The following is a 14883-nucleotide window of genomic DNA, read 5'->3' on the forward strand; positions in this document are numbered from 1 at the left end:
AACATCCTTATTACCGATTACCGATTACCGCTGCCATCAATGGCTGCTTCTATTTCTGTGAAAAATAATACATTACAGTTTTTTTTAGTCAACAAACAATGTGTTTGATATTTTTTATCAAATTAAACGCAACAAGTCCTGTCATCACGACAGACCTTGTTGCTGCGGAGTTGTTTTTACATATTTTCTTCTACAAACGCCGAAAGTTCACTTCTTTCTCCACCTGGGAGATTAAAGACCGCGGCACCTGGGTAATCTTTCATGACTTCAACCGCAAGCGTTAAGGCGCTTGAGTTTTCATTCACGAACGGGGCATCTATCTGGCTCAAATTCCCCATCACAACGATTTTCGACCCCTCACCGATCCGGGTCAACATGGCCTTCATATGCGATGGCGTTAGGTTTTGGGCCTCATCAAGTAAGACAATGCTGCGATTGTTAATGGAGCGACCTCGCATGTAGTTCATGGATTTTAGCTGAATATTGTAACGTTGAAGGATCAATTCCATCGTGCAATCGGATTGCGCCAGCCGCTTGGTTTCTTCGGAGTCATTATCATCGTAGGACACGGCGGTTAACGTCTCTAGTGCATCAAAAAAACCGCCCAGCCAAGGGGTCATTTTTTCTGACTCTGTGCCGGGAAGAAAACCAATACCCTCGGTCATGTCTGTTGCAGAACGGGTTAATATAATGCGGTCATAGCGATTTTCGCGATCCATTGCCGCAGCACAGGCTAACAGCGTTTTTCCGCTGCCAGCAGGGCCGGTAAGAATAACCAATGAAATACTGGGGTCGAGTAGCGCATCCATAGCCAAAGCCTGTTGCGTATTGCGGGGTTTTATGCCGAAAACGCTTCGTTTCATCAGCGATTTAAGTTTAACAAGTTCAAAACGAATGATATCCGCTTCTTTGTTGACTTCGATGACTCGCAACACATTTCCATTGTTGACGTCACCTTCCCCAACAAACACCTTATTGATGTAGACGTCCTTGGCCCACCCAGGCAACGAAGAATAGGCGGTGATGTACATCGGACACGCCCAATCGGAACTGTCCACAACTTCCATAGGGCTTGCCGCATCCAGCTCCCCCATCATATCGTTGGAAACAAATTCAACGCCGGAGGCTAAATGATCAATGTCTTTCACTTGGTAGTCGTTGAGGTAGTCTTCAACATGCTTCACACCCGCAGCCCATGCTTTAAGCTGCATATTAATGTCTTTGGTAACCAAGATAGTATCAACATCAGTGTCTTGCTCTTGGAGATAGAGCGCGGTTGATATTATCCAGTTATCCTCCGTTTCCTTTCGTAAAACCTGCTTTATTTCACCGGAATGTTCATTGATGACACGAAGGTTACCACTTTCTATTTTTTGCAGCATCCGTGGCAGAGGGATACCACTATGGAGTTTTCTAGCCCCGGCAGAATCAACGCCTGCACTTGCTATAATACGTTTCAGATTCTGAATAGCCACTCTGGCATCTTTTCGAACAAGATCGTTACGTTTCGTTTCTTTAAGGTGGTCTAATTCTTCAAGCACTGTCATGTTTACAACAACATCATGCTCGTCAAAACTAAATACGGCATGGGGATCTGAAACAAGAACGTTGGTGTCGAGGAGGTATTGGCGTTTTTTTTGAGGCGTAACAGAAAGAGTGGTTTCTCGCTGTGAAGGGGTCGCATTTTCTATCATCACAAAATCCTTTCAGTGGTAACAAGTGCATCATGCACTCCCTATATTGATAGTAACATATGGTTTTATTTTTTTTCTCCTTACATAAGAAAAGACAAACAAAGAAGTTCTGAGCTTAGGGCCTCCAGAGTCGACGGCAGAATTGGCAGTAGCCCATCAAGAATGCCGCATCGCTCTTTTAAGGAGCCACGGATGTAGCCAGCATTTTGCATGTTCGGACGCGAGTATGCCCCGTTCTATAGGTTACTTGGCGTTCACTTTTTGCCATTTGAGAAGTAACCAGTAACGAGACAAGCCTGCGAATTTTATCTTTACCCACATAGTCAAGGGCTTGTTTAATATCTAATGGCATAGTGTCAACGTCAAATAAACCTGAGTTCAAATAAGTCTGTAGCTTATATGTTAACGCCTCATCGCTGCGGAAAAAACAAGCAATTTCATCCATGTTAATGTCCGGAACAAAAAGTGCTTCATATAACGCCATTAGTACAAACTGTGACACATCAACATCTTTATAAAAATACATTTCAGGGCGGGAAAAATAATAACCTTGAAAATAGTCAAACCCGACCTCTTTCGCCTGGAGGAAATCCGTTTCGGTCTCAATACGCTCAGCAAGAAAAAAGAGTGGAGTTTTACGCCCCTTTTGAGACGCCATTAGGTTGTTCATGAATGGTGAGATGCTATCCATCGGCATTTGCGATATGTCGACTTTAATGATTTGGACGAAGGGGAGAAATCGCTGCCACTTTGGGTTGAAAACAAAATCATCGAGTGCAATCGTGTAACCTTCCTTAAAGAGGGTTTTTACTTTTTTAAAGATTGCATCAGTGGGCCTAACCGACTCCAACACTTCGACAACGATGTTTTTTGGTGACATCAAATAAGGGGAGTCTTGAAGTAAGCATTTTTCCGAAAAATTAATGAATGCTCGCTTTCCAAGGCTTAACTCAGACAGCCCAAAGTTAAGGTGAGTTTGGTCTATCAACTTGCACGTCGCCACATAAGGATCCATCCCAAACGAGAAGCTATTAGTTTGCCTGTCGCGAAAAAGCAATTCATACCCGATGGCGGCCTGCTCTTTATTTACTATCGCTTGCCTCGCTGTGACAACATCCATGTATTTACCCGTTTGTTTGTTGAATATGAACCATTGGCTCAATCTTTGTTATATTAAATCACGACATAATGAGTGCGTCAAACATCAAAAGGTAAAGAACGTTATATTAAAAAATATCTTTACTCGTTCTTGACGCTTAACTTTGTACTTACCATCGTGCCCACACACAAACTCAGCGGATTATTGAGGCCGGGAATCAAGATCGCGTAGCCCGCTATGGACACCTTACATAATCCGGGTATTAAAAATTATTTTACACTTCTTTTGAGGTGCAGGAACCCGTATATATCCGTTCGAAAAACGGCGACAGAAATTTGGGAATTTATTGGATTTAATTTTTCCTGTCATGTTAATATGATTCCAGACTCATGATGAGTAATTATTGAATTAACAAGGATGTATTTATGACCCAAACCCCCACCCTATCTGATTTTTTACTGGCCCATGCCAACATGTTAACATTGAGTGCCGACGGACGTGCGACCTTCGCTTCCCAAGCGTGCGAAACTGCAATGCGAGATCGCCTCCTTAGCTTATTTGATACGCCCCATACACTGAAAGCCCCCCTTAACGCTCCTGCGCCACTCATTCCTAATGGGTATTACACCGTTTCCCAATCAGTCAACCCATACAAACCTGAATGGATAACCCTCAATGCCGAAAACGGCATGCTTTGTTTGCCTTTGATTGATTTTTTTAACGCTTTTCACGAACAAGCGTTACCGGCCCTAGACTCCCCTTTTAGAGAAGAACTTGAGCCTCTTTTGGGCTAGTTATTAATGTCCCTGTCTTGCAATGAAACTGTCGTCGTAACACCACTGTTGCGGCGAAACTGCTCCCGTCCTCTCTGAGGTTTATTTTCATTAATTTTGTAAGCACTTTGTTTGAAGTGTCCCTCATTAATCACCGCACACACGTTGATTTTGTAGCTTGGTTATATTAATATGAAAATATCATTTCCACGCGATGTTAAGGACAGAGACTTTATTAATGCGTATTAAAAGCAAGGACGACATCAATAAGCTTGGGCTTAGTGCAAAAAAACAAATTGAGGCGCTGTTAAAACAACAGGGTGGATTTAACAATCAAACCCGACCGAGTCGCATTGAAGCCCATGAGTCGAAAGGTTCGGCACGTTCCTACTCCAAAGGGGAAACTAAACGTGCTCGGGTGATGCATACAGCTAATGGGTTGACTTACTGCCCCTGGCCATCAACGGACCCCTTCGTTGCGCTTTACCAACAACTTGAAGCAAAGTATGGCCGCTATAACGATGGCGGCATGCTGTTAACGGAGTTGATTATCGATGGAGGAACGAAAGACTGGCGCTTTGATTTTGCTTTAATTTCTCCGTTCAGAAAAATTAACATTGCTGATGGAAATGGCCAACGGCAAATGCTCATCGGATATACTTGCCTTGTTGAAGCTGACGGGTTTGGATTTCACCGCTCCAAAGATGCGTTTAAAAATGACCGAGCGAAACAAACTCACGCCCTAAAACAAGGGTTTGTTGTAAAGAGAGTCACGAATGAGGATGTACGAAAAAGACTGCATGAGGTGATGGAAGATATCGCGCAAATAGTAGCACAACCGCGACTCTATAAAGCCCAGTTTGCGATCCGGGCGAAGGGGAGAACGCAGTCTGTTTTAAATTGGGTCGACGTCGGTCGGGAGATTTTTTGACGACAAGTTCAGCGAACGCGATATCAGCAACTTCGCCTGACACGCATAGTATCTCGGCAGTGGACTGACAAGTCGACATTCGGCTCGTCACCAGTACAAAAAGTTGGGTTCGATATCGAAATGGCCTCGACAAGCCCCTCATGATCAGACCGCTTCAGCAGCGTAAAAAGGCGCTCTGAATCGCCTTTCAATCCAAAATTAGCCAATATGTCATTAATCAATACGCTAGATACCCCGTTGTCATTGGCGCTCTCGATTTCATTTGACACTTCCTTTAATGCGTCAACAACCGATAAGACAACATCCAATTGGGATATCACCTCTGTCGGGATTGGGAGGGGTTTTGGGATCTCACTATCCACAACGGCACGACAATGCCGTAGGATGCCTTTTTTGTCGCACTCCCAATAATCCACACCACAATACCCCAGTTCTCTTATTGCGGCAGACAAAGCATCGCCGTCTTCTCCATCAAAAATTTGCCATTTCGATTCTGTCGGCATGCCGTCAATCCAACGGGTATTGATCCCTACCTGCTCCAGTTTTGCTGCATCCTCCGCAGAAAGGTCATTCCTGATATCCAAGAACCCACTAGTGGGAAGCGCATAAGCGTGAACGTTCCCATATTCAGATGACATTGCCGGAACTGATGAGAAGAAGAATGCGTGTCGCTCCACAGAGACGCACCCCAGCCCTTCAATACCACTCTTGGCGGGATATATGCCATGTACGAAACGTTGGATCGGTTGTTCACTGCGGCCTCCATGGAAAAACACTCCATTTGGCACCCGCACATATTCCGCGTCAAGAAATTGGGCTTTTTCTGGTGAAAGAAGGATTAGCAAGTCCCCCTCGTTAATCGCCCCACCCCGCAACACGCTAGTCACATCCTCTGTTAGAAGTGCATCAAACCCCAAGACTTCCTGAAATATTTGAACCGCGGTTTCCTTGTTCCCCAATCCGAATTGAGCACACAAAGCCATGGCTTCACCGTAGCTTTTGACGTCAGCATGGGCAAGAGTCATAAAAGGGACATTCGCATTTAGTATAGAATTAACTGCCGAAAAATCGTTATCATGAATTTCATTGTCCGTATTTAAAACATCTAAATCGCCGATTTCAAACCGGTTAACACACGGTCCGAACATAGCGGCGACCCGCTTATTCTGAGTCAAATAACTGCCTCTCCCGCCCCACAAATTCATGCCCGATGACTTGTTCACATCCAAAACATCAACCTGTTGTTTACTTCCGTGATACCAAATTCCCATTTGATTTGCCTTATTGTTCTACCAATTAACGTGCACGTTCTTTCACAAATGCCGGCATCTCATTACTGAGTACAGGCAAGGCGGTCTCATCCTCTTTCAACCAATCCAGGAAAAGAGCGCAACGTTGTAACGGCAGGTACCGCCAAGCCTGATGCTTTAATGCCACGTTAGGCATAAGGTGCAAGCCAACGGTGTCCATTATGCGCTCTTTGAGACTTCTCTCCAAACAACGAAAGACCTTGGTTGGAACTTCAACCTGTTTTTGCGTAAAAGGTAATTTTTTGCTAGGGACATAACTGGCACCTTGATTTCGCCAGTATTCAGCGGGAAGCCTGTCCCGGGTGGAATGAAGCCCAGCGATGTCCGGATTGATGGCTTCAAGACATATTTTTTGCCATAACCGGTCCTTTTTTTTGTCGAGAGGCATCGTTAGACCGTGGTGGAAAAACGCGACATCGGCATAAGGTAAGCAAACCCGACTTCCTTTACTTAAAAACGGGTAGTACCATGCCGCAGTGCTGCGTCGTGTACGATTAAACACAGTATAACGTACAATCGCATGCTGATCACAAGCGTATTCATTGAGGGTCGAAGTAATCAGCGCTCTACGTCGTTCCTGCGCCTCTCTTTTGAGTGGTAAAGGCGAGTTCTCCTTTATCAAGTGGTCAACATAGGCTCCATTATTTTGAAGCAATGCATCCATTTTCTCTGGCGCATTGTAATACAAACTGCTGGTCACTATCTGGTCCCCCACTATACCGTCACAGACCAAGCTGCTACTGGGCGTGGCGTGAACGATATTCATTGACCATTCATGAGAAGGAGTTTCAAAACCTGTCCAATAATCTTTCTCTAACATTTGTGTAATACTGTCACGTCGGTTAGGCATAGGGAGGTGGCGGTACCGTTCCTCCGGTAGTGACAACATGTCGGCCAATTGCTTCGCCACCAGTGTATCCACATCATAATTTAGAGGATTTCTTACCGATTGGGTTATCGAGCTAAAAGGTATGTCAAGATGTTTGGCTGTGGCTGCCAAGCGACGCGAATCATGACCTGCGGATAACGGGATAACGACATTCTGCTCATCTCTCATCAGCGCCTCCATCGTATCGGACAAGAGGGCATTTCCACGCATTACAAAATCCTTATCACTAACTGGCCCCGGCGTATGATAGAAAGAAAACCTTTGGATTTCGGGATTGCTCTTGCCCGAGGGGTGGAGAGGAAAAACAAGTACCTCCCCTTCGCGAAGGCGACTAAACTCCTTTATTGTCGTCATTTTCCCTAATAAATGCCCGTCGTTAAATAACAGGTTCCACGCGTCCCAATTTGGTGTTAAAGACCTAAACCTACGTTTAAGGTGTGTGATGGATGTCGAAAAAGCTAAGGGGAGATGTGCATTGTCTGTATAATAAAGTGGGTAAAAACCCATCGGGTCCGTTCCTACATTCACCATGCTTTCTTGCACAAAGTAATACGCAAATGTCCCTTTCGCCTGGGAAAGAGCGTCAAAGACATTTTGAGGGTCGGTTGGAAGAATCATTTGCCCGACATAATGAATGTCATAACCTAAGCAATGAGTGGTTTTTACATCCTGGTTCGACAGAAAACCCCAGCGCCCTTTTGTTTCGAGCTTGGCGAATGCGCCCATTTTACCCTCTAAGTTTGGGAGGTCTGCTATTTCAATCCCGATAAAACTCATGAAAAATCCTTTTTTTAAGTCGACTCAAATCCTTTTGATTCGTTGAGTATAGTATCACAAATCGGTGCTCGTTTTATGGTCTCCCTTTCCTGAAGACGTAATAACAACAAAAGCGCCGAGACGCTTTTGTTGCAAATCCAGAAATTATCAGATGTTATCAATCCGTAATTGTGATCTTGTCTAAAGACAAATCGCCCGGATTATCAATGCCCACGTTAATATTGATCACTCTTGTTGACGTGTCGATAGGAACCAGTTGTTCAGCGCTACCACCTGGCGCAATAACAACCTCATTGCTGTCATACCACTCGGTCGTAGTCAATCCCGGCCGACCCACCTCATTCAAGTTATAACGAGGGGTGAAGGTGTATGTCTCATCACTGTAGTTTAACCAGACTACATGCGCCGTTGCGGTATCGTCGGTTAATGCTGTTTCACCGGTTATCGCCACAGAGTCATATCCAGAGTTACTGCCTACAGCAATCCCGTAACCATCCCCGATTTGTTTTGTGTAAGTGTGGTTCACTACATTGGTCCAGGTTTCATAACCAAATGTATGTGTCGCTCCCCCATCCTCAAAATAGTCGACCAACAGGTCACCGCACCCAGAGCATGAAATCTCCTGCATGGTATTTAATTTAATGGATGTAACCTCATAATCCGCTGATTGCGGAATACTGATCAGCACCGATGTTAAAGACTCACCCGCAAAATCAGAAGCAGGCACAACCCAGTCCATCTCCTCTTCATCATCGACTGTTTGGGTAAGCTGATAGTAACGCTTGCTGTTCATCAATTCAGGACGCCCATTGATATAACTGGTGACCCGGGGTGTCACTTTCCCCGACGTGCCCGAAACATTCTTAATCGTGAACGTGATCGTGTCGGTTGGGTCAAGTGTAATCCCCGCCCCTTCAACGACGATTTGATTGTAGACTTCTTTCGATGAAATGGCGTTACCCTCAAAGTCCTCCACGGCCATTTCCTGAGTGCTTTCCGTCAATGTGGCAAAATCGTTGGTTCCAACTGAACCCGTCACTAAATCCGCTAAAACATATTCTTCACATTCCAGATTGACGCTGCAATACTCCGTCGCATCACCGGTATCATCACCGACGGAAAACCAATTGCTTTCAAGGTAGCCCGTTTCGTTATAGAGTGGAGGGTTATTCATGAAGGCGACAAGGCCGTCCCTGTCTATTTCAATACTGATCCCTATCTGTCCGCCTAGCGGTGTGTAATCTACCGTATTGCCGTCATTGTCGAGGGCTATAGGCGTTTCGTGATAATCGACTTGTAACGTTCTGATTAAATCACGTTGTCTGTATTCGCCCCACGGGGTGGATACCAGTTCGTCATCGGTGATGTCATAATCAAAATCCCGATCGCTAATGTCTTTTACCGCGAAATATATCGGGTCCCCCGACTTGAAGCGTACGGCGTCATCGTAGGGCAAAATCAAATAAGCCCAATTCTGGTTGTACCCATTATTCGGCTTAGTAATTTCCCCAGCTTCGTTATCATCATTAGAAAAGAAGTTTTCCACCGACTCAAACTCACTGGCCTGATCAAAATTACTTACATCAATAGAAGAGAAGCTGTATCTCACTTCATATTTAGCAGCGCAATCAAGGCAACGGTATTTATCTTCAAAGCTGATGTCGAAGTTGCCGGTTACCGGGTCATAACTCACCCCTAAACTTGATATCGTATAGTCATTTTCATACTTAACATCGCTTTTCGTCCATTCGTCCGTAACAACTGATGCGGGAGAGTCGGAATCCTCAAGGCCAAGAAACCGAACGGCAAAGCTGGCGACGTTTTCAAAATAGGAATAGGCATCGTAAGGGTAATGGTTACCGCCTAACGGTAAAGACCCGTTGTCATTTGTTATTCCTGCATTAGTATGTGTAGGGTTGGCATCAAACTCCGCTTTCAACCAGCCCCCAAAGGCGCGATTTGATACTTGATGGTAATAGTGTGACGAAACGGCGGAATCAATAAATGGATACCAGGCTAAGGTTCTACTGGCGGTGGATACATCGCTTTCATCGCGGTCGTACTGTACGTAAGGATCATCATCCCTACCTCGCCACACATATGTTGTAAAGCGGTTGGCATCATCAAAAATACCTAGCGATGAGGTGGTGTAATGATCATGGTAGTATATTGTCGGTGTGGCTGGAAGGGTTTCGTCGGCAAACACGGCATCGCCTTTTTCAGCGTAAGCATCTAAATACTGGTAATAACCGCGGATCTCTTCACCCAGCTCTACCGTTTCTCCGTCATCGTCAGATTTTGCGCCGCCGGTATACACCACTCTTAATGCATTGCCATCGATGCTGAATTCACCGGTTGGTACAAAATACCCATAACGCAACCAACCAATATGATCATTGTTTTGACTGTTGTAATACATGTAAAAACGATGCGTTCCTTTGCAAAGTTTTGATTGCGTTTCCATATAATCACAGCTTTGGTCATAAGGACGAGCATAGCGCCAATCGTCACCGAACTCTTCCCAACTTGATGTGTCCAGATCGAAGTCCATAATGCTGGCATCCTCTGCCAACACCGGTGTGACGCACAGGGGCAATCCGATACTTAACAGCCCTCTAAGCCTTCTAATATTCATATAATAATGCTTCCGCGTAAATAGATATCACACTTGCACGCCAACGGAATGGCGAACCCTAATAGCTATGAAGTTTCATTTCCATTACAATTCTAGTTATATTTTTTTTCTTTATCAAAAAAATAATTAAATAGAAGTATAATTGTATAAATGTAGATTAACTTGCATCACCCAACGAAAGGAGTCGCTTATTTAATTATGGAAACTCATCATAAAATGGGTTTACTTGGTGATATACTGAATGAAATTAACTGTGCTTATAACTAATTACCAGGCAGGAAAATGACTAAAATTGAAGTTAACGAATCGCTTCTTGAAACACTTGGCGAATACCTAAAAAACCTTTTTCGTGTCGAAATCTCACTCCCATCCCTTCGTCTCATCTTTAAGGATTGTGACATTGACATGGCGTCATTGGCCGTTTGGCCCGAGGTCGAAATTTCAGTTGCACTTGAAGTGCAGTTAGAACAATGGTTTTTTATGCGATTTATTGGACGCCCCCCCCAAATAGATAGTATTAACCTAACGCTTCACCCTGACGACTTAGCATTACTCGACAGGGTTATTCGGGATCCCAATTGGAAAAGAAAGCTGCACTCCCCTCATGCCCTTGGCTTTAAACCCACGGAAACCGACCGTTAATATCAACCGTTATAGCCGTTCTTGACATCCTCTCCGCCCACGTTTTGGGGAAGGACGGAGATTCCTTGCTTAAATAAGCGAGGCCGACGACCCCATAAGCCAAACAACAAAAAACTAAACAACGCCGCTGGCGACATAGGTTCGCTAACGTCCTGCAAGTTGCCCAAAGACAGCAGCGTCTCTGCATCCGTTGCCGTGGCTATATACAGCTCGTCAATCGCCCAAGACTCATCGTAGATATTCTGCAATCCGTAGGCGAAAAATGTGATGGTTAGTGTGTCCGAGTCATGTTCGAAAATCCAACCTCCATTATAATTGTCGTAATAATAGATTGAGTCAGTGTAGCTTATTACGGGAGCGCTTTCGTAAAAGGAAGATCCGGATTGGTACTTTACACCGCTATCGTCCGGGTTGGTGTCGACGTCTGAGTTCATCGAACCATACGCCGCAAAAGACCAAGAATACGACTCTCCATCTACGGAAAACCCCCAATAATCGGTAGCATAAGAAAGTTCTTCATTGTACCCATCCCAAGTGTCGATAAGATACAAGTTCCAGTTCAACATGACGTAACTGTGCTCTTCTAGGCCGGTAAAAACGAGTGTAATCGTCTCGTTCGACAAGTTTTCGGTATTGGAGTAATCCTGGAGTAACCACTCAGCCTGCGAGACTCCTGGTAGGGTTGTGTACAACCCGACAAAACACCAAATTAAGCTTTTCCATGTCATCATTTTCTTATACCTCAATTAGAAATCAATAAAGAAATAAAGCAATATTTAGACCATAACAATTTACTTAACACACTATTTTCCTTGTACTTAAGGCATACTTTTTAAATCCGGACCAAGAGCGCATTGACTTTAAGTGAGCCTTGAGCGCCAAAACCCGTTGACCACTCTTCCTCAACTCATCATATACAGAATGATAATAATCCGCCTCCCGAATCGAGAGACAGTCTCGTTGCTCATGCGTCAGAGGTAATATCTTTAATATCTCAAAAAACACGCTCTCGTAACGACGGTAATCACTGCTTTTTGAAAGAGAATTAGGGCTATCTACAATAACGTGATCCGTTACCCCGGAGAAACTGAAAGAGACATGATCAATCATCATCTTAACTGCCAGGTAGGTCCATTCAAAAAAGCGTGTTGGCTCTTCGAAATAGGCATTGCCAATGCGTGAAGACCTATAAAGGCCTGCGGAACTTGTCAACCAATTCACTCCACGCTCCAACATAGCCCTAAAGGGCGCATCCCGGCATAACTCAATCTCTGATTTGGACAACTGAGGCTTTAAGTCACCATCCCGCTCTCTTAAAGCCAACCCAACCGCAACGTCGATCTCAGGGCTTGCCTTTAACAAAGCCTGCCGCTGGGCGATTGCACCAGGAAGGTAATAGTCATCATCATCAAGAAAGCCAAAAAAAGGGGTTTTTACATAATGTTTCACGCCGTACTTCACTGCGTTGGACGCGGAGGGCTCTTTTAACAAAACGGTCTCTACTCCGGTCAAAGCATCAATCTGCGTCAGCAAATCAATATCGACATTTTGGCCGTTCGCAATAAAAACGACGCAAGCAGCCCCGCCTTCGCTCTCTATGACGCTATTGATTGCATTAAGGATCGCCGTCTTGTTTTTGCTCTCACAGGATGATGGGATAATGATCGTTGTTTCTATCTCACTCATAGTCGGTACACGCCTCTTCGCTCCGCTTTGTATAAACAAAAAAATGTATAATGATGAATTTATTGTACTCCAGTTGCATCGAATAAATTTTCTCTAAGAAAAAAAAATGATAAGGCGTGTTAACAATGAAAATGAGGCAATTAAGAAATTGGTTTTACATTATCGCATCTCTTGGACTGACAATTCGTATTTGACTATCGTTTTGGAGAGGGGTTTGAGGAAAAGTTAACGGGGGTTTGAGGTAATGCATTGCATTTATATTGTTGTTTTATTTAGCTTTATAGGCTTCCCTCTAAACTCTCTAACTATATTAAAGTAAGTATAAAAGATGTTCTCTTTCATTCTCGCTCTTTAGTAACTCTCTCCTTTTTCTTCGTCAGCCCCGCCGGATCATTTCAAGATCCTGTTTGTTTTACTTTCGATTATCAAATGTGTATTATTAGGCCCAAAGCAAACATGGATGTTGGCGAAAGTGGAAACTCAATCAAAAACAAATGACGTTATGGATAACGCCTTATTTACAAACACTCAAAAGCAGTTGCATATATTTTCTATTTCCTGCGGGAGAGGCAACACGCTTCTCAATTATGACCTAGAGCCTCGTTTCCTTCATGGCAATGTCGAAAAGAAAACTCCCCTTTCTAAGCAGTCAAGCCCACTCATCAAAACGATAGTAATGAACGGTTCTGAACGTTATGAAATACATCCTGCGACGCTATCTTTCCCCTCGCCTGATGGAAAAGAAAATCAAGATGGTTCTCCCTACATGGTTCAGTACGCGGTCTACCCTGGTACACGAGAATCGTTAATTGAAGATTGTTTGATCCTTTTCGCCCAAAATGGCGAGTTTAGTATTGAGCGTGGAGAGCCCGGATATCGGTATGACCAGAAAACCAACAGTCTTGGTGTTTATTTTACGCTTTATCAACTCCGTCGAGAATTGAAAAAGATGTCAAAGGAGTATCGCCTCTCTGAACTTAGAGAAGGATTAGATGTTCTTGCGCTTTCGAAATATCGTTATATTAACGAAGAGGACAGGACCCGCACGCGTGGTTATATCGTGTCGGAACTCGATAGTATGCCGAATCGACACCCTACCGATCAGATCCGAAGCGATCGAATCAACTTCGTTTTGTTTGACCAGCGAGCGAGTCAGCGAATATTGGAGGGCCACTACCGTAGTTACGATGCCCAATGTGCGCTATCAATGAAAAGTCCCATAGCTCGCTTTCTATATAAGCAATTCACTCATTATTGGCAGCAGGCCAATAAAAAACAGCAAACGGGTCATTACAGAATTGTTGAACAGAACGAGACAATCTTGGCGTCAGGTTGCCCACTTCTCTCAAATGTAACGAAAAGAAAAAACAATATTCTTAAGGCGCTCGAAGAGCTCTATGAGGTCGGCATTATTGAGAAATTCATCCCTTCCCGTGATTTAGTAAAAATTAAGGAGGGTCGTCGAACTGTTGATAATCACTTTATGGTTAGCCCAACGAATCGGTTTATCAAGCAGCAGATAGAGGGTTTTAAGCAGTTAAGAGAAACGAGGGAATTTGGTCGCTTAATTAATGTCGATATGCAATCAAAAAAAATGCAAGCATCCGGTGTTTATTGAAATAAAACATTGATAAGCCAGCTTGCTAATGTTAAGCTTTGGTTATATTAATGACGTTTAGGGTGTCTGAATGCAGGCTTTAACTAAAACAACAAACGCCAAAAGGCTAGGGCAACATACAACAATAGAGGCGCTAGCTTCCCCCCTTCTAGTAAACATTAACCACATTCATCGCGTTCCTTTATTCTTCAATAAAAAGCAGTGTGGCACGACAATACCTTTAATTCTTTATAGTGCCCTTAAAGTTCGCTACATGAGTGAAATGGGGATCGTTAAAGAAGAAAATCGGCAGGTTGAAAAAGGGTTAAATGAGATAGTAAGGCGTTATCTTACCGATATACTTATTTTTGCACATGAGGAGGCGGAGAAAGGACGGGATATATCGGTCGCGAATACGTTGCAAGAGCTCATCTTTCGACACGTTGTATGGGATGAGTATTTAGAAGTCACGGAAGATAACCTCGTTGTAAAAACGTTAAAAAACAAAGCGCATACCGTCACGCATATGCGTTCCCCTTCAGTCACGATCCACGCTTATCTTTGTCGGTGGATATTAGAAAAAGATGGGCTTAACCCTAATACGGAATATAAGCATGTAAACCCCTATGTAAGGGAGGTTATTGACGATGTTCTGAAAGTGGTTGAGGGAATGTCGCCAAATAAATTAAAAACTGGCGGTTCATTTAGCCGTCGGATTCAAAATGAAATTTTAATGCGGGCATTTAAAAACACCATGACCTCGGATGAACTGGCCATAAAAATATTTAACCCGATGGTGAAACGTTAAGTGTTTTCGCGTGAGAATGCATTAATTCCCTTCCTGATAAAT

Annotated in this window: 12 protein-coding genes; 5 read left to right on the forward strand and 7 right to left on the reverse strand. The window is 43.9% G+C overall.

Features of this window, described 5'->3' with window-relative positions:
* Positions 1–176: 176 nt before the first annotated feature.
* Both V5298_RS01090 and V5298_RS01095 read right to left on the reverse strand, forming a co-directional pair.
* Positions 177–1694, reverse strand: coding sequence for a PhoH family protein (locus tag V5298_RS01090; protein ID WP_332929610.1), 1518 nt, complete (start codon positions 1692–1694; stop codon positions 177–179).
* 178 nt (positions 1695–1872) lie between these two features.
* On the reverse strand, positions 1873–2814 hold the full coding sequence (locus tag V5298_RS01095) for an EAL and HDOD domain-containing protein (RefSeq protein ID WP_332929611.1): 942 nt from the start codon (positions 2812–2814) through the stop codon (positions 1873–1875).
* A 404-nt stretch (positions 2815–3218) separates the two neighbouring features.
* Here V5298_RS01095 and V5298_RS01100 point away from each other — a divergent pair, with 404 nt between their 5' ends.
* Positions 3219–3587 (forward strand): hypothetical protein, encoded by a 369-nt coding sequence (locus tag V5298_RS01100; RefSeq protein ID WP_332929612.1) that lies wholly within the window; start codon positions 3219–3221, stop codon positions 3585–3587.
* A 217-nt stretch (positions 3588–3804) separates the two neighbouring features.
* Positions 3805–4497 (forward strand): hypothetical protein, encoded by a 693-nt coding sequence (locus V5298_RS01105; RefSeq protein WP_332929613.1) that lies wholly within the window; start codon positions 3805–3807, stop codon positions 4495–4497.
* Between the two features lie 23 nt (positions 4498–4520).
* Here the strand turns inward: V5298_RS01105 and V5298_RS01110 are convergent, their stop codons facing one another.
* From V5298_RS01110 to V5298_RS01120, 3 genes are all read right to left on the reverse strand, one after another.
* On the reverse strand, positions 4521–5768 hold the full coding sequence (locus V5298_RS01110) for a hypothetical protein (RefSeq protein WP_332929614.1): 1248 nt from the start codon (positions 5766–5768) through the stop codon (positions 4521–4523).
* A gap of 25 nt (positions 5769–5793) precedes the next feature.
* Positions 5794–7473: a hypothetical protein gene (locus tag V5298_RS01115; RefSeq protein WP_332929615.1), complete on the reverse strand. Its 1680-nt coding sequence runs from the start codon at positions 7471–7473 to the stop codon at positions 5794–5796.
* 157 nt (positions 7474–7630) lie between these two features.
* A complete protein-coding gene (locus tag V5298_RS01120; protein ID WP_332929616.1) occupies positions 7631–10108 on the reverse strand; it encodes a hypothetical protein in 2478 nt (825 codons plus the stop codon).
* Positions 10109–10390: 282 nt separating this feature from the next.
* On the opposite strand from V5298_RS01120, the gene V5298_RS01125 reads away from it, so the two are divergent.
* A complete protein-coding gene (locus V5298_RS01125; protein WP_332929617.1) occupies positions 10391–10750 on the forward strand; it encodes a hypothetical protein in 360 nt (119 codons plus the stop codon).
* 2 nt (positions 10751–10752) lie between these two features.
* Here V5298_RS01125 and V5298_RS01130 read toward each other — a convergent pair whose 3' ends face one another.
* On the reverse strand, positions 10753–11481 hold the full coding sequence (locus tag V5298_RS01130) for a hypothetical protein (protein ID WP_332929618.1): 729 nt from the start codon (positions 11479–11481) through the stop codon (positions 10753–10755).
* A 64-nt stretch (positions 11482–11545) separates the two neighbouring features.
* Complete coding sequence (locus tag V5298_RS01135; protein WP_332929619.1) at positions 11546–12436, reverse strand: glycosyltransferase family A protein; 891 nt, start codon at positions 12434–12436, stop codon at positions 11546–11548.
* Between the two features lie 460 nt (positions 12437–12896).
* Here V5298_RS01135 and V5298_RS01140 point away from each other — a divergent pair, with 460 nt between their 5' ends.
* Together V5298_RS01140 and V5298_RS01145 are read left to right on the forward strand one after the other, a co-directional pair.
* Entirely contained in the window at positions 12897–14054 is a 1158-nt protein-coding gene (locus V5298_RS01140; protein WP_332929620.1) for a hypothetical protein, read from the forward strand.
* A gap of 70 nt (positions 14055–14124) precedes the next feature.
* Positions 14125–14841: a hypothetical protein gene (locus V5298_RS01145; protein WP_332929621.1), complete on the forward strand. Its 717-nt coding sequence runs from the start codon at positions 14125–14127 to the stop codon at positions 14839–14841.
* The last annotated feature ends 42 nt before the right edge of the window (positions 14842–14883 follow it).

This window comes from Alteromonas sp. 14N.309.X.WAT.G.H12 (assembly GCF_036697315.1).
Taxonomy (GTDB): domain Bacteria; phylum Pseudomonadota; class Gammaproteobacteria; order Enterobacterales; family Alteromonadaceae; genus Alteromonas.

What these genes read in the sequence shown, in the direction of transcription:
- V5298_RS01125 (WP_332929617.1), top strand. Translation starts at nt 10,391, where the DNA reads ATGACTAAAATTGAAGTTAACGAATCGCTTCTTGAAACACTTGGCGAA.
- V5298_RS01110 (WP_332929614.1), bottom strand. Translation starts at nt 5,768, where the DNA reads ATGGGAATTTGGTATCACGGAAGTAAACAACAGGTTGATGTTTTGGAT.
- V5298_RS01090 (WP_332929610.1), bottom strand. Translation starts at nt 1,694, where the DNA reads ATGATAGAAAATGCGACCCCTTCACAGCGAGAAACCACTCTTTCTGTT.
- V5298_RS01120 (WP_332929616.1), bottom strand. Translation starts at nt 10,108, where the DNA reads ATGAATATTAGAAGGCTTAGAGGGCTGTTAAGTATCGGATTGCCCCTG.
- V5298_RS01095 (WP_332929611.1), bottom strand. Translation starts at nt 2,814, where the DNA reads ATGGATGTTGTCACAGCGAGGCAAGCGATAGTAAATAAAGAGCAGGCC.
- V5298_RS01140 (WP_332929620.1), top strand. Translation starts at nt 12,897, where the DNA reads ATGTTGGCGAAAGTGGAAACTCAATCAAAAACAAATGACGTTATGGAT.
- V5298_RS01135 (WP_332929619.1), bottom strand. Translation starts at nt 12,436, where the DNA reads ATGAGTGAGATAGAAACAACGATCATTATCCCATCATCCTGTGAGAGC.
- V5298_RS01130 (WP_332929618.1), bottom strand. Translation starts at nt 11,481, where the DNA reads ATGATGACATGGAAAAGCTTAATTTGGTGTTTTGTCGGGTTGTACACA.
- V5298_RS01105 (WP_332929613.1), top strand. Translation starts at nt 3,805, where the DNA reads ATGCGTATTAAAAGCAAGGACGACATCAATAAGCTTGGGCTTAGTGCA.
- V5298_RS01115 (WP_332929615.1), bottom strand. Translation starts at nt 7,473, where the DNA reads ATGAGTTTTATCGGGATTGAAATAGCAGACCTCCCAAACTTAGAGGGT.
- V5298_RS01145 (WP_332929621.1), top strand. Translation starts at nt 14,125, where the DNA reads ATGCAGGCTTTAACTAAAACAACAAACGCCAAAAGGCTAGGGCAACAT.
- V5298_RS01100 (WP_332929612.1), top strand. Translation starts at nt 3,219, where the DNA reads ATGACCCAAACCCCCACCCTATCTGATTTTTTACTGGCCCATGCCAAC.